Genomic DNA, 24,006 nt, shown 5'->3' on the forward strand with positions numbered 1-24,006 from the left:
TGTGCATCTGACACTATTGTGAATGCGCTTTGTCAAAATGATATTAACTATTAAACCGCTAATATCAACTGATTACTATCAATGACTAGTTTCAATAATTAATATTTGCTATTGAAACTTATACTTTAAACGCTTTAACTTGATTAGTCAGTTCTACTGCTAAAGCCGCTAGTTCGTCACTCGCAGAAGATATTTCTTTAGTACTTTCACCGGTCTCAATTGAAATGTTACTTATTTCTGTTGCTTGCTGGTTTATATCTCGCGCAACCGAGCTTTGTTGTTGTGTGGCAGTAGATATTTGAATATTCATATCAGAGATCATTGATACCGACGACTCAACCTCTGTTAATGACTGTGTTACTTCATTTGTTTTATCAACGATGAGCTGAGCTTGTGTTGTACCTGCAACCATGGAGTCGGTTGCAGCACTGACGTTTAGCTCTAATGACTTAATCATTTTTTCGATTTCTACCGTAGAATTTTGTGTGTTTTGTGCTAAATTTCTCACTTCATCAGCGACGACTGCAAAACCCCTACCTTGATCTCCTGCTCTCGCTGCTTCTATTGCTGCATTTAATGCGAGCAAGTTTGTTTGATCAGCAATGCCTTTAATGGTGACCAAAATATTCGCTATATCTTTGGTTCCCGCTTGAACGTCATCAATTAAAATTTTAGATTTAGTGATGTCATCTGATAATTGGAGGATTTGGCCTATGGTCTCATTAACTGCGATAGAGCTAATCTTTACCAGTTTGGTTGAAGTATCTGCGGCATTTGAAGCCTCAGAGGTGTTTTGTGTTACTTCGTCAATTGAAACACTCATTTCATTTATTGCGGTAGCAACTTGCTCTGTTGCTTGGTGTTGTCGAGACACATTTGCATTGGTTAGCTCGGTAATGCTAGATAGTTCTTGAGATGCAGTGGCTTGCTGATCGGCAGAACTAGAAATATGCTCAATCATATCTTTCAACTTAGCTACCATGTCGTGCATAGCCTGTTGTAATAAACCTAACTCATCATTTTGATTAACGACAATCTTTGCCGTTAAATCACCTGAAGATACTCGTTGCGCTATAGCAACGGCCTGCACGATAGGGCCACTAATGTTTTTAGCAATTAAGATAGCTATAAAACCAATAACGACTGATACCCCAGCGACAATGGCTGTTGATATATTAATGAGATTATTGGATGTTTCAAAAGCTTCTGCTTCATCAATTTCAGCAATAAGTGCCCATTTAAAGTCTCCCAAGTCTACAGTGGTAAACGAAGAGAGTACGCTATTACCGTTGTAATCAATAATAATACGGCTTGCTGTCTCACCGTTAAATGCAGCTTTTACCGCATCGGTATTCACCCCATTATTACTAATATCACCAGCAAAAGATGCAATTACAGAATGTCCTTTAGGGTCTAAATAAGAATCTGAGCGCATTCTTTGGTCTTCACCCACTAGGTAAGTTTCTCCCGTATCGCCCATACCATCTCGTTGTTGCATGATTTCATTAACTTTATTTAAAGGAAACTGTAGAGCAATATAACCAATGTGCTTTCCACTTAAGTTAATAAGCTTTGTCATCATAAACGCAGCTGGCTCATCGTTGGAAGGTGGGTATGGTTTAAAGTCGGTAACTGATATTTCAGTTAAGCCATTTTGCTGTGTTTTTTGTAATGCATCGCCCAGACTGGTTTGGTTAATGTGAGATTGAGGAATATTGATGCCTAGATCAGACTCTTTTGCGGCAGTAAAGACAATGTCACCTTGTAAATTGATAAAAAAGAGATCATACCAAGCATTCACTTTATTAATTTTTATAAAGCGATCAGCATATTTATTTTCTGCTTGTCGCCATTCATCACTATTTAAACCAGCAGAAGTTATGGCTTGATCAAAGGCATTGAAAGCTTCGGATGAATAGGGATCATCATTTAATACCTGCAAACTGGCTTTTAATGAAGAAAGGTAGTTAGATATTTGAGATTTTTTAATCGAGCGTACTGATTCTAATTGACTAAATGCTTGTGCCTGAATGGAGTCGCTTGCCATATTGATACTGATATAGGCAAAAATAATGAGCGGTGTTAAAGAAATAGATAAAAATGTAAAAACAAGCTTGTGATTAATTTTTTTAAATTTGAGCTTATACCTTATTTATGAGGGGACCCTATATATATCCTCATCCATTTGGCATATAGAAAACTTAAGTTAATAACTCATGAACGAAATCATTAACTTTATTGTAGTAAACGTAACACGAACTTAATAAAATTTCGTTAATTGATTAAAACAAAATTTAATTACCATAGCAATGCTGGCGAAAAACATTGGATATTAACTTTTTTTATTTAATTTATTTTGTGGGTGAAATTCATCAACAATCACTTTCTTCGAATCATGGTTTTTTAGGCTTTTTTTGTGTGACTCTAACCATTTCGATAGACTCTATGAAAGTGAATAAACATCTGTATTAGACCGTTTAGTTACCAAGGTTTTTACAAGAAATACTCGATTGAAGCAACTTACTCGTGATTTAAATATGTAATAATAAAGATCTGAAAGTGGGGATTTATTCCTTTAATTATAAGAGAATGAAAATCACTTTATTTTTTCATTTAAAATCATAGTGTTATGCTTATCACTCTTCAATTAATATTTTGATGTGTATTAACTTAAGGGTAGACACTCTAAAGATGATTTTATATGTCCATTGGAGCATGATTATCGTACATTATATTGCTCATTTAACTCTAAATGAACAATTTGAATTGAGCCTTTAATAATGCTTCAGGTATGTCTATCCAACAAGTTATTCTGTATTTAAAATCGATAAATAGCTTATGAAAAGTGCAGGATAAATAGACGGAAAATAGTCTGCACTGTGCTGTGATGAAATAATTTAGACGGTAAACAATTTTATTTTTTATATCAATATTTCCTGATACAGCTAAAACAATTAACAGAACAATTAATTTTATTTTTCAATTATCTAAGACATCCCATCTGGAAATGTATAGGTATAATATGTCGCTTTGACACTCATAAATTATGTAAGGTATATTTGTGAAACAGTTATTCAACCCCGCTATAAATTTAATGAACAATCTGAGTTACCCTCGTAAATTAATTGTACTTGGTGGACTTTCTCTCCTTTCCTTATTGATTGTTTCAATTTCTTTATTAGTCTATTTATCTGGATCAATTAGTACTGCTAATCAGCAGTTAGAAGGCTTGAAGCAGGCACAAAAAACATCAAGACTAATTCAATCACTCCAACAACACAGAGGAATGTCTGCGGCTGTTATTGCAGGTGTTAGTGACAGTGCTGATAAGCAGATGTCAGTGAATAATCAAGTCGATGAAAATTTTTTAAAAGTCAGCAGTGGCTTGCCTTCAGAGTTAAAGCAAGTAGCTAAATGGTCTACTATTGTTGAGCAATGGCAATATTTAGATTCTAAAGGAGTTACGTTAGAACTTAATGAAAGTTTTAATTTACATACAGAATTAATTCACAATTTAAATTCTTTTCAGCTAAAAGTGGCTGACTATTATTACTTGCTTGTAATGAATGATCTTGATTCTTATTATTTAACAAATAGTTTTTTATTCACTATACCCATTACCTTAGAATTACTTGGCCAGGCACGTGCTGTTGGTGTTTCATACCTGGTTAATAAGGAGGTAAAATTTAGAGCAAACATGATATCACTCTTATCAAAAACCATTGTGCCTCTTGATGTATTTAAAGAGAATGTACACAAGGTTAAGAGGGAATTGATTTCGGATGGAGAAAGCCTTTCCTCTCAGGAGCTAATTCAATCAATTGAGAGTCACATCAAATTTACCTTAGAAGGGATCTTAGCTGATACCACTTCTTTGAGCTCTCTTGAGCTTTATAATCAATCTACTTCCGTTATTGATGTCGGTTATCAATTTTTAGATAATTCACTCTCTTTTACCTTAAGTACTTTACTTCGCAGTCGAGTTAAACAAGCAAACACTCAATTAATTGTCAGTATTGGTTTTTCTTCAGCACTATTTCTTATTGTACTGTACTTTATAATAGGACTGCATTTCTCAACAATTAGAAGTATTAACTCTCTCACTCAAGTTACCGGTAAGTTTTACGGTGGTGATCTTGATGCTCGTGTAACGCTTGATACTCATGATGAGCTCAATAATATAGCGCTTGGATTTAATGAAATGGCGACATCCTTTCAAAATCTAATGACTGATAAAGAAGAAATAAGTTCAAGACTACGCGCCATTATTGATAATTCGCCAATAGGCATTTGGTTTACAGGAATAGACGGTCGTTATCATTTCGTTAATAAGACATTTTGTAACTTAGCAGGAATAGAGGAAGAGGATATGCTAAATACTCCTTCATCTAATTTAGCTGAACTATTGGGGGATGAAATAGCACAGCATTGCTTAGATTCCGATAGAGCGGCTTTAGCACAAGATTCTCCTCATATTTCTTATGAAACTATCCCTCGTTCAAATGCAAAACCATACATTCTTGAAATCACGAAAGTAAAATTAAAAAATGCACAGGGTGAGGTTGTTGGTTTGATCGGCATCAGCAAAGATATAACAAATAAACGTCAGCAGGAAGAAGATTTAAAACTGGCAGACATTGTGTATCAAAATAGCTCTGAAGCGATGATGATCACTGATAGTAAGAATGAAATTATTGCGATTAATCCTGCTTTATCTGAAATTACAGGTTATAGCACAAGCGAATTAATCGGAAAAAATCCTAATGTCTTTAGTTCCGGTAAGCAAAATCCAGAATTCTATCAATTAATGTGGGAAGAAATAAAGCTAACCGGTACATGGCAAGGTGAAATTTGGAATACTAAGAAAAATGGCGAGGAGTATCCTGAATGGCTTTCAATTAACACCATTTATAATGATTATGGCAACGTATACAGACGGATTGCATTATTTTCAGATATTACTGAAAAGAAAAAAAAGGATGCTTTGATATTAAGACAAGCTAAGTATGACAGTTTGACTAACTTACCCAATCGAATAATGTTTATTGATAGGTTGGAACAAGAAATTAAAGTGTCTCATCGTAAAAAGCAAAAGTTCGCTTTGATTTTTATTGACCTAGATAACTTCAAAAAAATAAATGATACTCGAGGTCATATCTATGGTGATGCACTACTTATCGAGGCCGGAAAACGCATTACTCATTGTATTCGAGAAGTCGACACTGTGGCTCGATTAGGTGGTGATGAATTTACTATTCTTTTGTCTGACATATCCGATATACATAATGTTGAATTAATTTGTCAGAAAGTATTGCTTGCCTTAAGTGAGCCTTTTTATATTTCTAAAATGTATACCTATATCTCAGCTAGTTTAGGGGTCACTATCTATCCAAATGATGCAAGCAGCACTTTGGAGCTATTAAAAAATGCTGACCAAGCAATGTATCTTGCTAAGAACCTCGGGCGGAATAGGTTTTGCTATTTTACCGCCTCAATGCAAGAGCAAGCGCTAGACCATTTAGAATTAATTAACGACTTGCGTAAAGCTATTAGTTTGAATCAACTTGAGGTCTTTTATCAACCCATTGTTGAATTACAAACAGGTGTTATTCGTAAAGCTGAAGCTCTTTTGCGATGGAAACATCCTGTTCGAGGCATGGTGAGTCCTGCAGAATTCATTCCACTGGCAGAAGAGTCTGGATTAATCATCGAAATAGGTGATTGGGTATTTAAGCAAACCGTTCAACATATTAATAAATGTAAAGACCAACTTGGTTTAGATATACAAATAAGTGTCAATAAATCACCGGTACAATTTAGAGAATCGGTAGACCAATTAGATTGGCTAGCTTATCTTGCTGAAAATAAATTACCTGGCGAAAACATTGTTATTGAAATCACAGAAGGTCTATTAATGAATAATAATACAAGCACGATGGAGCGGCTTTCTAAGTTTAGAGCTGCGGGTGTTGGGCTGTCTATGGATGATTTTGGAACAGGCTATTCATCACTATCATACTTGAAAAAATTTACGCTTGATTATCTTAAAATTGACCAGTCATTTACGAGAAACATAGCGCCAGGCTCTGAGGATATGATTTTATCTGAAGCTATCATTACAATGGCTCAAAAGTTAGGATTGAAAGTAATAGCAGAAGGTATCGAAACAGAAGAACAAAGGACGTTACTCATTGATGCTGGCTGTGATTATGGGCAGGGGTATTATTTTTCAAGGCCCATACCTGGAGATGACTTCTTGCAGCTATTAGCTAGAAATTCTAGTGACCTAGATATGAAATTAAAGGTTATCAGTGAGTATTAATCGTCAATAACGGGTGAGTAATTGTTTGTTCAACAATCATCGACAATTCAGCCAGTGCAGACTTGTCAATTCAATAAGAGCTTAATTCAAAAGGATAAGATATTTTCATGGTATCACCTGACGTTAATGAAATAGACTTTATGCAAGCAGTTATTAATGCTGCTCCAACGCCCATTTTTTATAAAGATGCAACGGGTCGGTATTTAGGATGCAATAAAGCCTTTGAAGAATATATTGGTTTAAGCCGTGATGAATTAATTGGTAAAAGTGTCTTAGAACTCTTTGATGATGACCTAGCTAGAACTTACTTCGAAGCAGACAATGCGCTATTTGAAAGAAAAGGTACGCAAATTTATGAAGCTAAGGTGGAATATGCTGATGGTTCAATTCATGATGTTATGTTTCACAAGGCTTATTTTCACGCCGAAGGTATCGAAGGCATTGTAGGTTCAATACTTGATATTACTGAGCGAAAAAAAGCTGAAAAATCACTAGAGCAACTTGCGTTAACCGATAGCTTAACGGGTTTAGATAATAGATATTCGTTAATGAAGAGTTTAAAGCATTCACTGTTACGTCAGCATCGAGAAAACTTTACCTTGGCATTCTTGATGTTAGATTTGGATGGCTTTAAACAGATCAATGATAACTATGGTCACCCTGTAGGAGATGCTCTATTAATAGCAGTAGCCAAGAAGTTAAAGAATCATTTTCGAGAAAGTGATGTCATTGCTAGGGTTGGAGGTGATGAATTTTCTGTAATAATAGAGAACATTTATTCTATCGAGTCGTTAAAAGTACTAGCAAATAATATATTAGCTGAATTTCTTCAACCTTTTGTTATTGATAATAACAGGTTCACCATTGGGATTAGCATAGGTATTACGACATCATCATTTAGCGAATGTTCATCTGAAGACATTATTAAACATGCAGATGCAGCACTATACCAAGTAAAAAATAGCGGTAAAGGGAGCTATCATTTAACGGTAGTAAATTAGAATAAAAGTCCGCACCATTTATCGAAAATTGAGTGCCTAAATATCTGCCCCAAAATACTTCTATTTGTGATCAAATAAGCTTATTACTTAAGGACTAGTTGATTGAAATCAGTAAATAAAGGATAACTTTAGACTATAGTTTAATGAATCATTTATTAGTGTGATATAGATAAAAACACTAGGAAGAATCATGGCTGCAGTCCATCCTAAACTTATCCAAAGTTTAGTTGATCAAACACCAAGAGCAATGGTTGCTATGTTAATAGTGTCTTCTGCTTACTTTGGGATATTTATTAGATTTGTTCCCGTTGCAATTTTAGTTGTTTGGTTTGTTTTTCAAATATTTTTGGCTATATATCGCTTTTATAATGCAACAATGTTTAAAAAATATTTAGCACAAAAGTCTCATGAGAAAATAGAAAAAAATGAATTATATTTCATGCTTTCTAATGTGTTTCAAGCCTTTATGTGGACAATATCTTCAGTTTTATCCATTGTATATGCACCTCAGCCCTATGAATTGGTTAGCTTGATTATGATCATAGGCATTATAACTGCTGCGGCACTCTCTATGTCATCACTATATAAGGCATATTTAGTCTTTTTCTTTTCAATGATAATTCCTCAAATCATAATTATGATTTCCTTTGGAGAACATCAACATATTGGTTTAGTTGTATTAATTTTTATTTATATACCCGCTACAATTTTACTTTCAAGTGCGATTTACAATAGTCGTTTATCGAGTATTGAGGCGCATGATGATCTAGAAAAAAGTGTCGATGAATTACATAGGTTATCGATAATGGATAATCTCACTAATATATATAATCGACGTTATTTTTTTGAAATGTCCCAGAAATTAATTGCTACAGCATTTAGAGAACAAAAACCAGTTTCGCTAATAATGCTTGATATCGACTACTTTAAAAGAGTCAATGATAATTATGGGCACCAAGCTGGAGATTATATTTTAATAGATTTAGTAAAAGAGCTAGAAAAGGTTATGCGTAACAGTGATGTTTTTGCTCGTATCGGAGGCGAAGAATTCACAATTTTACTCAATAATACGTCGCTTGAGGGAGCAAAGGTTATTGCTGAAAAGATGCGCTTAACAATAGAAAATAAAGTTTTTATTTATAATACTACTTCGATAGATATAACTATTAGTTTAGGTATATCTGAACTGAATACAGAAAATACTTCTATAGAAGATTTATATAAACAAGCAGACAAACAGCTTTATATCGCTAAAAATAAAGGAAGGAATAGGGTCTGTGCATCATTAACGGCAACTTAGCGCTGAAGTAATATACTTAAACTCAGTGACTATGCAGTAAAAATTAATATTAGTCTCAAGCTAAGTGCTACTTATTCACTATTGCGCTTTTCTTTCCAATTGAAACCGCTACAACATAGCACGATTGCAATACGTGGCTTTTTCAAAATCACTAATATTCATCGCGATATTAGCAATGTCAGGAAACATAGTTGTAAGCATAGTTACCACCAGCTTTGATAAATCAGATTTTTGTTTAGTTGTCCTGCCTTGCATTATATGAGCAAAAACGTGAATGAAATCGTCAGCTTTATTGCCAACGATAAATTTCTTAAAGGGATTTATTCTGACTTTTATATCACCTTCATCAAATAACCCTGTTGAGTAGGCAATAAGGTGAACTTGTTCGATGATAAACTCTTCTTTATGAGATTCTAATACGCTTTGTGAGCAGTCCATTATAAAGTGTGGCATTACTATTCCTAGTTGTGGGGAGACGATTATCGATGGTTAGAGCCCTAACAATAAGTTATTTTGTTTTAAATGCATAATATAGCTTGGTCTATTGCAAATATATGAGACAATTTAGTTCGCAATAACAATCCAATGGTTCTTTATGAAACTTTTAGTTCGTAACCTTTCTCGCTCAACAACCGAGCAAGAACTTCGTATTTTATTTTCCGCCCATGGCACAGTCGCAGAATGTAGCTTAGTTTTAGACCAAGCAACAGCTAAATCGAAAGGTTTTGCCTTTGTAGAAATGCCTAATGAAGCTGAAGCAAAAGTAGCATTATCTAGTTTGCATGAAACAAGAGTTGCTAAGAATAAGATCCGAGTAAAAATAGCCCAGTAGGGTTAATATTAAAATCAAAAACCAGCTTTTAGCTGGTTTTTTTATAGGTAAAATTTAGTACTTATACTTTTTAATAAACTCTATAGCCAAATCACATTAAGACGCAGGTTTCAGCTGGAATTAGAAATGTCTTTAGACAAGGCATTAATAATATTGAATTATTCACAGATGATTTTCTGGTTGCTCCGCGTTTCATCTTCGCCATCTTTATTGTTATCTGTAGTCGCGTAAAATCGGCCTGACCGTGCGACCACTATAGCCCTTGATTTTTCTGCATTGTCTTTCGGGCAATATCTTAGCGTTCCATTGCTTAACCCAAACAAATGCCCCGTTGCCTGATAAGTTATTTTGTTTCTATTTTTCGCATATATCAATATGTCACCTGATGTCACTGGGCTCTTTGTGGTAATTAATAGTTCATTGTTGGCGATATCAAATTGCTGATTATTGTTAGTGTCAATAAAGACACTGAGCTGCTCATGCCAATAGACCGTGCATGTGCCACTCTTGTCTAAGGGGCAAATAATAACGTTATCTCCGCTATTTATTGCATGATTTCGTGCCGAAAGTAATAGACGGCTAAGAAGTGAGATTTCATTATCGACTCGTAATCGCACAATAAAATCATTGAAGCTGGGTAAAGCGATTGTAGTAAGTATGGAGGTAATTCCTATACTTATCATCAGTTCAATTAATGTCATTCCTAACGATAATTTTAATTGATGAGAGGTACTAGACGTTTTTTTCGGTGTGTTTTTTTCACAATTCGACTGAGTATAAAGCATAAAAAATCCATTTTTATTAACTGCCTTGTGTCATTCAGTTATAGGTAATAAAAATGGATTATGCGAAGCATTGATAGCCTACAAAATTACATTTAACTGTAAATTGTTGGTATTGCTTGTCTTTTATGTTGAGTTTTTTTATAAATATTGATGATGTGTTCGCGAACGGCAGTAGTGACCTGTTTACCTTCTAAAAAGTTATCTAACTGCTCGTAGCTAATACCTAAGGCATCTTCATCTGTTTTACCCGGTTCGAGTTCTTCCAAATCAGCAGTAGGAGCTTTGTCTACTAAGATGCTTGGCGCACCAAGCTCCTTAGCAAGGGCTCTAACTTGTCTCTTTGATAAACCAAAAAGTGGTGCTAAGTCGCATGCGCCATCACCCCATTTAGTGAAGAAACCAGTGATGTTTTCTGCACTATGATCTGTACCTATAACCAAAGCACCAATGATACCTGCAATATGATATTGGCTTACCATACGCATTCTGGCTTTTGCATTACCCTTAGAAAAGTCTATTTGGGCATCGCTTGACGTTAATATTTGCGCTTTGCTCATGGCTTGTAATACTTCATGGTGAATGCCATCAGCACCCGCAAGCACATTGGTTGTTAAACAATGACTAGGTTTAATAAAGTCTAACGCTTGTTGAGCATCATCTTCATCTGCTTGAATGCCATAGGGTAAACGTACTGCAATGAATTGATAGTTTGTTTTATCTTCACTCTCACTTTGTTGCTCATTGAGTTCATTAATAGCAAGTTGAGCTAAGCGGCCACAGGTTGAAGAGTCAACACCACCGCTAATCCCTAACACTAAATTACTTAGTCCAGATTGCACTAATTGTTTTTTGATAAAGGCAACACGGCGGTTTATTTCAAATTGAACATCAATTTCAGGTAAAACTTTCATTTCGGCAATGATAATTTGCTGATCCATAGGGTTTCCTAGCAAGGCTTGTCTGTGAAGAACTTAATTTTCACTAGTTTAACAAAATTAAAAGCCAATTGGATATTGCTAAATTGTATTAAACACGCTGTAATAACTTTATTATTCTAATCAATACAACTTTAACTGACGAGCAACGCAGATGAAAAAAATAGAAGCGATTATTAAACCATTTAAAATGGATGATGTAAGAGAAGCCCTTGGCGAAATTGGTGTTACCGGTATGACTGTTTCTGAGGTTAAAGGTTTTGGCCGTCAAAAGGGCCATACTGAGTTGTATCGGGGTGCTGAGTATATGGTCGATTTTTTACCTAAGGTGAAGTTAGAAATCGTCATTGCTAAAGAAGATGTAGAGCGTTGTGTTAATGCTATTTTAGAAACGGCACAAACCGGAAAAATTGGTGATGGTAAAATTTTCATTACTGATGTTGAACGTGTTATTCGTATCAGAACGGGTGAAGAGAACCGAGAAGCTATCTAATTTAAGCTTAACTTAACTATGTAACGCGACTGTAATATCATTATAGTCGCGCATCTCTTTGATATTTTTCACTTTACTCGCTAAACCAATACTCTCTCCTATCAGTGTAAGCATTCTCTAAGTAATACGATAACAATTCAGTTTATCGACTATACCCGTTACCATTCAAGATGTAGGTTTCAGAGTGCTTGAGCAATTTCAATTCAAGGCGCTGTGATGAAATAATGGTTGCTCCATTATAAGTCACAGCAACGATGAAGTGAGGTTGCTCAAGCGCTTCTTTGATGGGTTTAAAATCACTTTAGTCGGCGTTAAATAATCAAACCATAGAATGACTATGCTTAAATTATTTTCCTTGCCTAAAGTGGTTTTAATTCCCACTGAAATTCTGCACTTTGATTGGTAACGGGTATATATCAACTGAGAGATAATACTGAGCAGATTTCAATATGTTGAAATATAAAAAAAGCTAAATTATTTAAATAATTTAGCTTTTTATTTCACACTAACCTAAAGGTAGTTGCGGTTGTTCTTACTAGTTCATTAGTTTGTTATTTGGGTAGTTAGCAGCAAGTACTTGCATCGCATTTTTCTTCAAGTCTGTTAGACCCAACTTATCGTAACAATTAACCATAATTTCCAATGCTTGCTCTATTTCTGGGCTGGGCGAAAAGTATTCAACTACGTAGCGAGCACGGTTGGCCGCGGAAGCATAAGCTTCACGTTTTACATAATATTTAGCAACGTCAATTTCATATTGCGCTAGGCGAGACTTAATTGAAATCATGCGCTTGCGTGAATCTGCAGCATACTTACTGTCAGGGTAATCAGTGACTATGCTCTTAAAATCATTGAAAGCACTGCGTGAAGCCTCAGGATCACGATCGGCACGATCTATTCCTGCCAAATCTTGGAATAGGTTCTCTTCAGTAGAGATATTGATAAGCGCACGCATATAATAAACGTAATCAATATTGGAGTTATTGGGATTTAAACGTAAAAACCTATCAGCTAAAGCAATGCCTTGTGCAGCATCTCCGCTTTTATAATAAGCATAAATTAAATCAAGTTGTACTTGATGTGAAATAGGGCCAAAAGGAAAGCGAGAATCAATTGCGCCAAGTATTTGAATAGCCTTTTGGTATAACCCATTATCAAGGGCTGTCCGAGCATCAACAAATAAAGATTGTGCTGATTTATCTGGTACCTTGTCTATCTCGTTTTCAGAAGAGGAACAGCCAGTTAAGGCCAATGCTAGAACGGTCAAAATAATTTTTACTGTCAATTTATCCATGAAATTTATTATCGCTACTTTGTTTTAATTAAAATAAATATCAAACCATCGCGTAAACGGGTAAAATGCTTATATATTTAAGAATATGCATTCTACCCTAGCAATCTTACCTTGCACAGTGCAAATGGTAATTTGATTAATACGCTAGGTTTAATCGAGTTTAAAGAGAATTTAATGCCAGAGATCATCCAACATCAAGATACCGTACCTGAATCGTGTTTAGGTAAACGCTTTGACCAAACATTAGCGATAATGTTTCCTGATTATTCACGTTCGCGGATAAAAGATTGGATTTTAGCCGGGCAGGTGAGAGTAAATGGAGAGGTTCTACTCATTCCTCGTGAAAAAATGTACGGCGGTGAAGAGGTTGATATTAATGCAAAAGTTGAAGCCGAGATACGTTTTGAAGCACAAAATATCCCGTTAAATATTGTTTATGAAGATGACTATATTTTAGTGATAAATAAACCAGCAGGTTTAGTTGTTCACCCTGGTGCTGGTAATCCAGACGGTACATTGCTTAATGCTTTGTTGCATCATTATCCTGCTCTTAACGTAGTCCCTAGAGCTGGCATTGTGCATCGTCTTGATAAAGATACTACTGGTTTAATGGTTGTGGCAAAGACCATTGCAGCACAAACCAACTTGGTTGATGCTTTACAATTACGTGAAATCACGCGTGAATATGAAGCAGTGGCAAACGGTGTGATGACCGCAGGCGGTTTAGTTGATGAGCCTATTGGACGCCATTCTACTAAGCGAACGCAAATGGCAGTCTCTTACATTGGCCGACCTTCGGTAACACATTACCGAGTTATGGAGAAATATCGTTTACATACGCGTTTACGCTTACGTTTAGAGACAGGTAGAACACACCAAATTCGTGTTCATATGTCTCATATTACACATCCACTAGTAGGTGACCCTGTTTATGGCGGTCGTCCTCGTCCACCAAAAAACTCAACAGAAGCGTTATTAATGAAGTTGCGTAGCTTCAAACGTCAAGCATTACATGCGGCTATGTTATCTTTGTTCCATCCTATTACAGGAGAAGAAATGACATGGCATGCAGAGTTACCAGAAGACTTTGTTGAGTTAATTGAACTTCTTCAAGAAGATAATAAGCTTAATGCCAAAGACGAATACTTGTAATAGTAAATTGGCTAATTTTACCAACGCTACTGTTGAGTTGGTAAAATGGCCATTAAACCCATCACATTCCCTCGATGATAAAGTCCTCGCGCTACAAACATCACGTCTCTATCCTCAATTGTCATTAAATCAATCGTTAAGCGAACAAGTTTCATCAGCTTATGGTGATTTTAATTTAGGCATGCATGTTGGTGATAACGCGGAGCGAGTTTCCCACAATCGCAATGTGTTAAAACATTTTATTAGTCAACAGCTCTTCAATAAGACGGTAAAGTCGAATACAGAACTAATTGATGACGTAAAAATTCAGTGGTTAGAGCAAATTCATGGTAGTGAAGTAGTGACAGTCACTAGCGTAGATGAACAAGCTATGGTTGCTGATGCCAGTATCACTCGTCAGAAAAAGATAGTTTTGGCTATAATGACAGCAGACTGCTTGCCAATATTATTAAGTCATAAGACTGGCAGTGAAGTTGCTGCAATCCATGGCGGTTGGCGTCCGCTCGCTGCTAATATAATAGCTAAAACAATAGCAAAAATGCACAGCATGCCTTCTGATATTGTTGCTTGGCTTGGCCCTTGCATCGGTAAGGATGCTTTTGAAGTAGGTAGTGATGTAAAACTAGCATTTACTCAACTAGACGTGGCTTTTAATAATGCTTTTGTAAAGCAAGAAAACGGAAAATACTTAGCCGATTTACATCAAATTGCACGACTACAGTTAGCATCTTTAGGTGTCACTGTAATTGCTAGTCTCGAAGAGTGCACCTACCAAGAAACAGAAAAATATTATTCATATAGAAAAAAACAAATAACGGGTCGAATGGCGAGTCTTATTTGTAGACGTTAATACTTATGTTCATTAACCAAAGTAATAACGAACAGCTTATTGACTTATATCAATCATATATCTGAAATTTCATTGAAAAATAATCTTTTAGCCTTATAACTTAACTATGTAATAGGGAAAGTTAGGAGAGTTAAAATGCGATTAGATCGCTTTACCCAGTCATTTCAAGAATCCATTGCGGATGCGCAATCACTTGCCCTCGGCAAAGATCATCAGTTCATAGAACCCGTTCATTTAATGATGGCGTTACTGAATCAAAACGGCAACTCAATTATTGCGCTATTGAAAAGTGCAGGTATTGATGTGCGCTCTTTACGTCAGAAACTTGAAGAAGCTTTAAGTTCATTAGCACAAGTGCAAGACAGCGCTGGGGATGTACAACTATCAGCAGCCTCTGGTCGAATTTTAAATCTTTGCGATAAGCATGCGCAAAAAATGTCAGATAAATTTATTTCCTCAGAGATGTTTTTACTCGCGGTTATCGATGATAAAGGTCCTTTAGGTCAAATCCTCGCTGAATTAGGCGCAAACCAGCAACGGATAAAGTCAGCAATCGATCATATACGAGGAGGTCAAAATGTTGACGATCAAAATGCAGAAGACGTCCGCCAAGCCTTAAATAAATATACAGTTGATTTAACAGAACTTGCAGAGCAAGGAAAACTAGACCCTGTTATCGGCCGAGATGATGAAATTCGTCGGACCTTGCAAGTCTTACAACGACGTACTAAAAATAATCCCGTTCTAATTGGACAGCCTGGCGTTGGTAAAACGGCAATTGCTGAAGGGTTAGCTCAGCGTATTGTTGATCATGAAGTGCCAGAAGGATTGAAAAATAAGCGAGTTTTGTCACTGGATATGGGGTCTCTTGTTGCAGGGGCAAAATATCGAGGTGAATTTGAAGAGCGTTTAAAAGCGGTGTTAAATGAACTGTCAAAAGAGGAAGGGAAAGTCATTCTCTTTATTGATGAACTGCATACTATGGTAGGTGCTGGAAAGTCTGACGGTGCAATGGATGCTGGTAATATGTTAAAACCTGCATTAGCTCGTGGTGATTTACATTGTGTGGGTGCTACCACGCTTGATGAATATCGAAAATACATTGAAAAAGATGCAGCACTTGAGCGACGCTTTCAAAAAGTGCTAATAGAAGAGCCTAGCGTCGAAGATACCATTGCAATATTGCGTGGTTTAAAAGAACGTTATGAACTGCATCATTCGGTAAATATTACCGATCCTGCTATTGTAGCAGCAGCAACGTTGTCTCACCGATATATCAGCGATAGACAATTACCAGATAAAGCTATCGATCTGATTGATGAAGCTGCCTCCAGTATTCGTTTGCAAATGGACTCTAAGCCAGAAGATTTAGATAGACTTGAACGGCGATTAATTCAATTAAAATTGGAGCAAAGGGCGCTAGAAAAAGATGATGATGAAGCGTCTATCAAGCGCTTGGCAATCATCTCACAGCAAATCACTAATAATCAGCAAAAGTATGATGAATTAGATGAAATCTGGACGACAGAAAAAGCTGCACTTTATGGCGCTCACACCATAAAAGAAGAACTTGAACAAGCACGTATTGAGCTTGAAGCAGCAAGAAGAACCGGTGATTTAAATCGCATGTCTGAACTACAATACGGAAGATTACCTGAATTAGAAAAGCAGTTAGACTTAGCTAGCCAAGCTGAAATGCAAGAAATGACCTTATTAGCCAATAAAGTTACCGATGTTGAAATCGCTGATGTTCTTAGTCGCGCTACCGGTATTCCTGTTGCTAAAATGTTGGAACAAGAACGTGACAAATTATTGCATATGGAAGATTATTTGCACCAAAATGTTATTGGTCAACATGAAGCTGTAACCTCAGTATCTAATGCTATTAGGAGATCCCGTGCTGGTTTGAGCGATCCTAATCAGCCAATAGGCTCGTTTTTATTTTTAGGCCCAACGGGTGTTGGTAAAACTGAGTTAACTAAAGCACTTGCAGAGTTTTTATTTGACTCACAAGATGCATTAATTCGTGTTGATATGTCAGAATTTATGGAAAAACATTCGGTCGCACGCCTAGTAGGAGCACCTCCTGGTTATGTTGGTTATGAAGAGGGCGGTTATCTAACCGAAGCGGTACGTAGAAAACCTTACTCAGTAATATTGCTCGATGAAATAGAAAAAGCCCACCCTGATGTCTTTAATATATTATTACAAGTGCTTGATGATGGCAGATTAACAGATGGGCAAGGCCGAACAGTAGATTTTAAAAATACCGTTATCATCATGACTTCAAATATTGGCTCAGATATTATCCAAGAATTTGCGGGCGATAGTGAGTACACACAAATGAAAGCGCAAGTAATGAACATATTGGGCCAGCACTTTAAACCTGAGTTTATTAATCGTGTTGATGAGTCGGTAGTATTCCATCCGTTGGTTGCCGAACAAATTAAGCAAATTGCAAAAATACAAATTGAAGCGTTAGCAGGTCGATTAATCGAGCAAGAGTTAAATTTAACTATAAGTGAAGAGGCACTTTCACTCATTTCTTCTGCGGGGTTTGATCCTATATTCGGAGCAAGGCCATTAAAACGTGCAATTCAGCAAGGTGTTGAAAACCCATTAGCCCAAAAGATACTTGGTAATGAATTTACTAAGGGTTGTACAATTGAAGTGAGTGTTGAGGAAGAACAATTAGTTTTTTCTGCTAAATAACCTTATTGATAGTTTGGATAATAAGGTTAATAGTACTGTTACTTAGTCCTACTGTATTGTCAGTAGGGCTAAGTTAATTTAGTCTTTTACTTATCACAGTAAAGATTTTCGTGGTTTTTACTTAATGCCATCTTTTCTGCTTTTTCGGGAGTGGTTAATGGACGACTGCCTATAGTTCCATCACTCTTCTCTTCATTAATATGTATATCATTCAAAGAATTTAACATTTTAATATTAAGCCGCGCTGCTTTACAGTTTTTCTCAAATGTAGCTTTATTTTTAGCGATAACATCATCTTGCTGCTTTTCTTGAACTGCAACTTTCTGTGCCACTTTATCTTCTTCAGCAATCATTTCTCTTTCAGTTTTAGATAATGCCTTATAAGATGAAATAGTACTAAATTCTCTATATTCATCACCTTTTGGGAGGTTTTGGCTAAAATGCACTATGTTGTTTTTATCAACCCAACGATAAATGGCTATTTCTTTTGCATTTACAAAGTTAACAACTGATGAGGTGAGTAGCGCACCTACTAAGCATACTGCAGTAAAAGATAATGTTTTTATTTTCATAGAAAAACCTTATTGATAACGTATAGGTAATAGTAAAACGAATACTTAGCTCATATATCGAGCAAATTTGGCTGTAATTAGTATAGCCCTATTTTTATGCTCATAAGCTAGCAAATTATTAATATAATAACAAATACTTAATATTACTGGCTTATTTAGTAAAGTGTCAACTTTTTTTACACTCCTATCTGTGTATGTTAAATAAATGTAATTTTATTGTTTATTTGGTGGTAAGTTACTGTAATTAAGGGTTATGTTTATTTGGGCGTGATTATTGCTTTATACAATGCAATGTCGGCAAAGACTTATAAAGTCGTTGATTACTTTTTAAGTGATGCCGCTATTATTACAATAAAAATAAAACAGCCATATTATAAATAGGAAATAACATGTTAAATAAATTAGTTTTAAACGCATTATTGTCGTTATCTTTAGCCTTTAGTTTTGCTGGTGCTGCTAATGCAACATTAATTAGCCAAGATATTCTTGATAATGGTGCAGTAATTGGTAATGTCACTATAGATACTGACGATTCTTTTGTATGGGATGCAATTGAAGGAATATCAATTGTACAAGATTTTACAGATTTTCAAATTTATGGATATGATTTAACTGCTTATACTTTTGACTTCTTGTCTTTTGATGCTACTTACTTTCATGATGATTTAGCAGTAGGTTTAGATACTTTAAACTTTGAGCTTACTGAACAGTTTGGTTTTTTTGCTTGGGCAGGAGATATATTTAGTGGATTCAATGACAATGTTCTTACCATATCTGACAATAGCGGTGTTTTTATTTACTCTGAGCAGATTTCTTTAGGTAATGTTACAGTACCTACTCCAGCTACGTTAGTATTGTTTTTAACTGCTCTTACTGGTTTAGCGGCACGTCGTAAAAACAGCTAATTTCAAACTCTTATTTTTTAATAGTTTCTCGTATTAATTGGTGAGCTATTAAAATAAGACGAAGAGGCTTTACTTAGGTAAGGCCTTTTTTATGTCTATTATAACTTTTTAAAAGAAAGTATAAGGGATCAAGTTTAGCTACCCTCCTTTTAGTATTTATTAATTCCCTCCGACTAAATAACAAAAGCTACCTTTACTAGCGTCAAAACTAATCTCTGTAGCAATTATGATATTTGTACTTTGGATCAGTTATCTTGCTTTAATTCTCAGCCTTATCTTTGAGTAACTATTTAAAGACGGATACTCACATAAATATTGTCGATCGGGTTAATAGCTCAGGGCAATTCTAATTAGTCCTTACTAAACCTGAACATAACATATGTTAATTGACACCATTGAATATATTTACCATTACTTATTTTTGATTTAATACCAAGGAATTTTAATTTACTTCTACATAGCTTAATTTAGGAATAAACTGAAACTAGGAAATACAAAGGGTAGTGTACTGCTATAAGTACATGTTATTTACTGAGTTGATAAAGGTATTACTGATTGATTAAAACCCTTCGCTAAGTTGTTTTAATATGTCGTAGCTTAACTAGCTAATTAAAATTGGAGTGGGGCTGAGGAGAGACGTTGAATAATAACTAAATATGAATCAGTTCCATTGATTAAAGGACAATAAAAAGCCCGCTTAAATTATGCTAAGCGGGCTTTAATTCTATTATGTGACTAACAACATAACGTATTTTTAGTATGACATGATTTTAATACTAGTTCTTTAATTCTAGTACAGTAGTTCCTTCAGCTTCACCTTCACCATTAAAGTAAGTTACCGCACCCATATATGTAGTGCCTGTAGGTAAACCTCTTGTCAGAATTGTGGTGTAGTTAAAACGACCTTTAATTGCTCTACGGCTTGAAATTACACGAGTAGTCTTCTCAGCCTGATCTGCAATCCAACCTACCATAGTATAATCAGTCTCTGTAGCATCACCGGTTGAGTAACCGTGGATCATAGTTACATAAACGTCACCAACATCAACATCTGCACGTGGTTCAGGGTTTGTTAGTACAACATCTTCGTTTGAACCACCGTTTAATGAGTTAGCCACTTGTGCACAACTCCATTTATCACATCGGTAAACGTATAAATCAAGGTCGCTACCTTCTTCTGTGACTAAAGCGTCAGATAAGCTAAAGCGTGCTACTTGTGTTCCTTCTGGAATATGGAACAAGTGGTAATTAGTACCAGCACCTAAGAATTCAAACTCTTGTGCAGGATCAGCTTCAACAGTACCCGCTGTTCCAAATGGAGCAACTAAACCAGCATGTTCAATACTTGTTCTTCCAGAATAAAGCATTTTAACAGGGAAGCGGAAACGTCCACGGTTAAGGTCACCAGCGATTAGTTCAGGTACTTCAATTTGAACGCTTGGTATCGCTTTAATAGCTAGAGGTAAACGTACTGAATGACCAGCGCCGTCTGTCCAAGTAATAGCGCCAAACTTCCACGCTTCGATTTCAGTCGTATCAGTTTGACTAACCGTAATTGCAAAGCTCGCTTTTCCACCTTCAGCAGCAACATCTAATGTTGAAACTTCAGTTTCATCGCCGTTAGCATCAAAAGTTTGAACACTAATGTCAAAACCAGCTGGAGCTTCAACTGTTGCAGTGTAAGATGAAGCAACTGGCGTAGCATTAGAAACAGTTCTAAAGATCGTTTCAGGATCTAGCAACTCAGCTATAGCAATTGAAGCTAGGTTTAATTGACTAGCATCAGTACTGAAACCAGTGCTTGTTAAGTCAGCACAAGATGTGTCGTAACCAGAAACAAAAGCTTCTTTGTCTTGACCACAAAGGAATGCTAAATAATCAGCAAGATTAGTATCAAACAATAAACCTGGATCTAAAGCAGAAACAGGAGCTACATGACCAGAACCAAAGTCATATGGGTCTGCTTGTGTAGTACCATCTTCTTTAGTTAAGTTTTGACGAGCTGTTGTCATCATTGCTGATTTAATTTGTGCTGGTGACCATGAACTGTTTGATTCTTTAAACAGTGCAGCTAAACCGGCAATGTGTGGGCTAGACATTGAAGTACCTTGTAGATACTTGAATGTCTCACCTTGAGTACCGAACATTGGTGCAGAAGTTGTTGCCGCCAAAATTTTAACACCAGGAGCGGTAATATCAGGTTTGATAATATCGTAAGTATTTAAGTTTGGACCACGTGAAGAGAAATCAGCCATGGTATTGCCAACTTCTACCGCTTCACCCGCGGCTGTATTATCAGTAAATGCAACCGATGTACTTCCATCTTCAATACTTGCAGTTAACGATTGGCCATCAGCAAAAGAAATCATTGAACCAGTAATAATTACTGCAGGATCAGTACCGCCCATAGAAAATGGAGAAGTACCTTCTGTAGTATAAATAACAACACCTACCGCACCTGCATTTTGTGCATTGAGAAACTTCTCAGTAAAAGCACAAGAGCCACGAGCAATAAGAGCAATTTTCCCGGCTAAATCATCGCCGTTAGTCAATGGGGCATCATTACATGCTTGTACTGGTTCTGCTAAAGCAAGTTCAGCTGAAAGACCTACTGTTGCTGGAGAAAATCCAGAAGGTACTGATAAGATTGAAGTGCCAGCTAAAGAACCTGTAGTAATATCAAGCGCTTTACCAACAATAGCTGAAGTACCATTATAAGTAGATGCTGCTACACTTGTCACCCAAGGAGCTGGAGTACCGACAGTTTCTTTATCAGGACCATCATTACCAGCAGAAACAGCAACAAATACACCTGCAGCCGTTGCATTTAACATTGCTGCAGTAGCAGGTACTGTTAAATCTGTTCTGCTACCACCAATAGAATAGTTGATTACATCAACACCATCAGTAACCGCAGCGTCGATTGCTGCCATAGTATCGCCACCGAAACAACCCGCTTCATCACCGCCTTCAGGGTTTTTATAATCGCTGTTCCAACAAACTTTATAAGCAGCAATACGTGCACGTGGCGCCATGCCTGAAACTGTACCTACCGGCGTACCAGAAAGCATAGCGGCTACATTTTCATTACCACCCGCTGTACTTGCAGTATGACTACCGTGACCATCAGCATCGCGAGGAGAATCAAATTCACCTAGGTCATATTGAATATCATATTGGCTACTAAAGCTTGAATCAAAATATTTTGCGCCAATTAATTTGTTATTACAGGCAAACTCTTCATCAGTCCCTGTATCACATGCACCTAACCAACCTAAGTCTGCAGGGTCTGAATAAGAACCATCGTCAGCAAAACTAGGGTTTTCAGGCCAAACACCTGTATCTATAACACCGATAATGACGCCTTCACCTTTGATGTTCATGGCGTGTTGACCACCAGCACCTGTTAAACCAAGAAATTCAGGAGTATTTGCAGTGTTAACTACTTCCAATCTATCTTCATATACACCGATAACATCAGGGTGAGATTCTAACTGAGCTTTTTGCTTTGCATTTAACTTGGCTGTGAAACCATTATAAGTATGCTTGAAAGAATGCAAAATATTGATTGAATCAATAGAGCTAGCCACTTGCTTTTGCTTATTCTCAAGTGCTTTAGTATAAGCCTTCATTGCAGGAGTATGAGCGTTATAACGATTACCTGTATTGGCAACTAATTGGTTGGTAGGTAAAAGCTCACCAATATCTTGAGCTTGAGCAATTGCAGTCTTACCTTTAAGTTGAACAATATAGCCTGTTGCTTTTTGTTTAGTATTAACTTCACTTCCCACTGACTTGAATTTACTGATATCACCTGATACTTCGTTGGCAACAACAGTTGTGCTAGCGGTAGCTGTGATTGCTAAAGTAATCAGGCTCCCTACTAAGGATTTCTTAAAATGCATGTTTATCTCCGTTTTATTATTATGTCGTCGCTGTGCATATTTATTACACTTTCTTTATTGTCATTGATAAAGCGTCAATGAAAAATAGCGAGTAGTTATTACAAGCAATAATAATGCCTTTGTTGCAAAAGTGTTAACATTCGAGCTGTGTAGCCGTTTTTATAAGATTTTCAAGACCTTTTAGTTAATAAAATTGTAAATTATGTAAAATTATTTTACATAATTAGTAGGAGTAATCTGTAAATATAATTACTACAGTTACTTTAATTGATAATTAAAAAATAAAATAAGACTTATCTTATTGTATTTGTTGGTTTTGATTTTAATTGGTGATGTTGTTGGTGAATGTTAATGTATTGTAAAGAAACCTGACATATTCACCAGTATGAGAAAACGTCGATGCAATTGCTTTTTTATTGTGCAAACAAACCTTAAAATGAAATTAGTGCTTGTGCTACACCAAGAACTCTTTACAATGCGCTCCAGTTCCAAGGGGTTCACACAAAATGAATCATCAAAGAACTGTTTTGATACGTTATCTACCCGCTTTAGCGAGAAATAACGTAAGTTAACATCAAGTTTTAAACGTTTTTAAAATAGTTTAAAATAAACGTTGACATTAAAGCTCGGAAGCGTATTATACGCATCCAGTTCGAGGCAATAGCAACGAACAACGCTGCTTAGGTAGCTCAGGTGTAGAGCGAATGTGACTCTCATCTACGTTTCAATCGAAACGTTTTCTTTAACAATTAGTTATCATGCAATTTGTGTGAGCACTCACATTAATGTTGTTTTACATAGTTTTCCTTTCGGGGAGAACAAAAAAAACGCTTAATGAATGATGTTCATGCAAATAAATATAGTTACGTATCTTTAGTTAGATGGGTAGCGACTATGTAATGCGATATCAACTTCGGTTGGTATCACGACAGAATTCATTGAGCAGTA

General features: G+C 36.1%; 16 protein-coding genes. 9 read left to right on the top strand and 7 right to left on the bottom strand.

All coding sequences use genetic code 11. The features are described from left to right. Nucleotides 1-118 precede the first annotated feature (118 nt). A complete protein-coding gene (locus tag ESZ36_RS21360) occupies nucleotides 119-2,047 on the bottom strand; it encodes a methyl-accepting chemotaxis protein (protein WP_246129203.1) in 1,929 nt (642 codons plus the stop codon). 1,014 nt (nucleotides 2,048-3,061) lie between these two features. On the opposite strand from ESZ36_RS21360, the gene ESZ36_RS21365 reads away from it, so the two are divergent. The 3 genes from ESZ36_RS21365 (at nucleotide 3,062) to ESZ36_RS21375 (ending at nucleotide 8,623) form a co-directional block, all read left to right on the top strand. Continuing rightward, entirely contained in the window at nucleotides 3,062-6,322 is a 3,261-nt protein-coding gene (locus ESZ36_RS21365; RefSeq protein WP_146791634.1) for an EAL domain-containing protein, read from the top strand. Between the two features lie 107 nt (nucleotides 6,323-6,429). Continuing rightward, a complete protein-coding gene (locus ESZ36_RS21370; RefSeq protein WP_146791636.1) occupies nucleotides 6,430-7,323 on the top strand; it encodes a sensor domain-containing protein in 894 nt (297 codons plus the stop codon). Between the two features lie 190 nt (nucleotides 7,324-7,513). After that, complete coding sequence (locus tag ESZ36_RS21375; protein ID WP_146791638.1) at nucleotides 7,514-8,623, top strand: GGDEF domain-containing protein; 1,110 nt, start codon at nucleotides 7,514-7,516, stop codon at nucleotides 8,621-8,623. A 108-nt stretch (nucleotides 8,624-8,731) separates the two neighbouring features. Here the strand turns inward: ESZ36_RS21375 and ESZ36_RS21380 are convergent, their stop codons facing one another. After that, on the bottom strand, nucleotides 8,732-9,076 hold the full coding sequence (locus tag ESZ36_RS21380; RefSeq protein WP_146791640.1) for a 5-carboxymethyl-2-hydroxymuconate Delta-isomerase: 345 nt from the start codon (nucleotides 9,074-9,076) through the stop codon (nucleotides 8,732-8,734). 142 nt (nucleotides 9,077-9,218) lie between these two features. Between ESZ36_RS21380 and ESZ36_RS21385 the strand changes: the two genes are divergently transcribed. Next, nucleotides 9,219-9,455, top strand: a complete 237-nt coding sequence (locus ESZ36_RS21385) for an RNA recognition motif domain-containing protein (protein ID WP_011044664.1) — start codon at nucleotides 9,219-9,221, stop codon at nucleotides 9,453-9,455. A gap of 158 nt (nucleotides 9,456-9,613) precedes the next feature. Here the strand turns inward: ESZ36_RS21385 and ESZ36_RS21390 are convergent, their stop codons facing one another. After that, a complete protein-coding gene (locus tag ESZ36_RS21390) occupies nucleotides 9,614-10,240 on the bottom strand; it encodes a GspH/FimT family pseudopilin (RefSeq protein WP_146791642.1) in 627 nt (208 codons plus the stop codon). A 92-nt stretch (nucleotides 10,241-10,332) separates the two neighbouring features. Continuing rightward, entirely contained in the window at nucleotides 10,333-11,178 is an 846-nt protein-coding gene (gene nadE / locus ESZ36_RS21395) for an ammonia-dependent NAD(+) synthetase (RefSeq protein ID WP_146791644.1), read from the bottom strand. Nucleotides 11,179-11,329: 151 nt separating this feature from the next. On the opposite strand from nadE, the gene glnB reads away from it, so the two are divergent. Then, entirely contained in the window at nucleotides 11,330-11,668 is a 339-nt protein-coding gene (gene glnB, locus ESZ36_RS21400) for a nitrogen regulatory protein P-II (protein ID WP_011044661.1), read from the top strand. Nucleotides 11,669-12,203: 535 nt separating this feature from the next. Here glnB and ESZ36_RS21405 read toward each other — a convergent pair. After that, entirely contained in the window at nucleotides 12,204-12,962 is a 759-nt protein-coding gene (locus ESZ36_RS21405) for an outer membrane protein assembly factor BamD (protein ID WP_146791646.1), read from the bottom strand. A gap of 174 nt (nucleotides 12,963-13,136) precedes the next feature. On the opposite strand from ESZ36_RS21405, the gene rluD reads away from it, so the two are divergent. The 3 genes from rluD (at nucleotide 13,137) to clpB (ending at nucleotide 17,676) form a co-directional block, all read left to right on the top strand. Then, a complete protein-coding gene (gene rluD / locus ESZ36_RS21410; RefSeq protein WP_146791647.1) occupies nucleotides 13,137-14,114 on the top strand; it encodes a 23S rRNA pseudouridine(1911/1915/1917) synthase RluD in 978 nt (325 codons plus the stop codon). Further along, nucleotides 14,092-14,964 carry a peptidoglycan editing factor PgeF gene (gene pgeF / locus ESZ36_RS21415; RefSeq protein WP_146791649.1) on the top strand — a complete coding sequence of 291 codons (873 nt, stop codon included), beginning with the start codon at nucleotides 14,092-14,094 and terminating at the stop codon, nucleotides 14,962-14,964. Before rluD ends, pgeF begins: the two co-directional genes overlap by 23 nt. 135 nt (nucleotides 14,965-15,099) lie before the next feature. Further along, the gene (gene clpB / locus ESZ36_RS21420; RefSeq protein ID WP_146791651.1) at nucleotides 15,100-17,676 is read left to right on the top strand and encodes an ATP-dependent chaperone ClpB; all 2,577 of its coding nucleotides are present in this window, start codon (nucleotides 15,100-15,102) and stop codon (nucleotides 17,674-17,676) included. Nucleotides 17,677-17,762: 86 nt separating this feature from the next. On the opposite strand, the gene ESZ36_RS21425 is transcribed toward clpB, so the two are convergent. Further along, the gene (locus tag ESZ36_RS21425; RefSeq protein WP_146791653.1) at nucleotides 17,763-18,248 is read right to left on the bottom strand and encodes a DUF4124 domain-containing protein; all 486 of its coding nucleotides are present in this window, start codon (nucleotides 18,246-18,248) and stop codon (nucleotides 17,763-17,765) included. Nucleotides 18,249-18,637: 389 nt separating this feature from the next. On the opposite strand from ESZ36_RS21425, the gene ESZ36_RS21430 reads away from it, so the two are divergent. After that, nucleotides 18,638-19,153 (top strand): PEP-CTERM sorting domain-containing protein, encoded by a 516-nt coding sequence (locus tag ESZ36_RS21430; protein WP_146791655.1) that lies wholly within the window; start codon nucleotides 18,638-18,640, stop codon nucleotides 19,151-19,153. A gap of 776 nt (nucleotides 19,154-19,929) precedes the next feature. Here ESZ36_RS21430 and ESZ36_RS21435 read toward each other — a convergent pair. Then, nucleotides 19,930-23,058, bottom strand: coding sequence for a S8 family serine peptidase (locus ESZ36_RS21435; protein ID WP_146791657.1), 3,129 nt, complete (start codon nucleotides 23,056-23,058; stop codon nucleotides 19,930-19,932). Nucleotides 23,059-24,006 lie beyond the last annotated feature (948 nt).

Source organism: Colwellia demingiae (assembly GCF_007954275.1).
Taxonomy (GTDB): Bacteria; Pseudomonadota; Gammaproteobacteria; order Enterobacterales; family Alteromonadaceae; genus Colwellia; species Colwellia demingiae.

What these genes read in the sequence shown, in the direction of transcription:
- ESZ36_RS21360 (WP_246129203.1), bottom strand. Translation starts at nt 2,047, where the DNA reads ATGGCAAGCGACTCCATTCAGGCACAAGCATTTAGTCAATTAGAATCA.
- ESZ36_RS21370 (WP_146791636.1), top strand. Translation starts at nt 6,430, where the DNA reads ATGGTATCACCTGACGTTAATGAAATAGACTTTATGCAAGCAGTTATT.
- ESZ36_RS21375 (WP_146791638.1), top strand. Translation starts at nt 7,514, where the DNA reads ATGGCTGCAGTCCATCCTAAACTTATCCAAAGTTTAGTTGATCAAACA.
- ESZ36_RS21380 (WP_146791640.1), bottom strand. Translation starts at nt 9,076, where the DNA reads ATGCCACACTTTATAATGGACTGCTCACAAAGCGTATTAGAATCTCAT.
- ESZ36_RS21385 (WP_011044664.1), top strand. Translation starts at nt 9,219, where the DNA reads ATGAAACTTTTAGTTCGTAACCTTTCTCGCTCAACAACCGAGCAAGAA.
- ESZ36_RS21390 (WP_146791642.1), bottom strand. Translation starts at nt 10,240, where the DNA reads ATGCTTTATACTCAGTCGAATTGTGAAAAAAACACACCGAAAAAAACG.
- nadE (WP_146791644.1), bottom strand. Translation starts at nt 11,178, where the DNA reads ATGGATCAGCAAATTATCATTGCCGAAATGAAAGTTTTACCTGAAATT.
- glnB (WP_011044661.1), top strand. Translation starts at nt 11,330, where the DNA reads ATGAAAAAAATAGAAGCGATTATTAAACCATTTAAAATGGATGATGTA.
- ESZ36_RS21405 (WP_146791646.1), bottom strand. Translation starts at nt 12,962, where the DNA reads ATGGATAAATTGACAGTAAAAATTATTTTGACCGTTCTAGCATTGGCC.
- rluD (WP_146791647.1), top strand. Translation starts at nt 13,137, where the DNA reads ATGCCAGAGATCATCCAACATCAAGATACCGTACCTGAATCGTGTTTA.
- pgeF (WP_146791649.1), top strand. Translation starts at nt 14,092, where the DNA reads ATGCCAAAGACGAATACTTGTAATAGTAAATTGGCTAATTTTACCAAC.
- clpB (WP_146791651.1), top strand. Translation starts at nt 15,100, where the DNA reads ATGCGATTAGATCGCTTTACCCAGTCATTTCAAGAATCCATTGCGGAT.
- ESZ36_RS21425 (WP_146791653.1), bottom strand. Translation starts at nt 18,248, where the DNA reads ATGAAAATAAAAACATTATCTTTTACTGCAGTATGCTTAGTAGGTGCG.
- ESZ36_RS21430 (WP_146791655.1), top strand. Translation starts at nt 18,638, where the DNA reads ATGTTAAATAAATTAGTTTTAAACGCATTATTGTCGTTATCTTTAGCC.
- ESZ36_RS21435 (WP_146791657.1), bottom strand. Translation starts at nt 23,058, where the DNA reads ATGCATTTTAAGAAATCCTTAGTAGGGAGCCTGATTACTTTAGCAATC.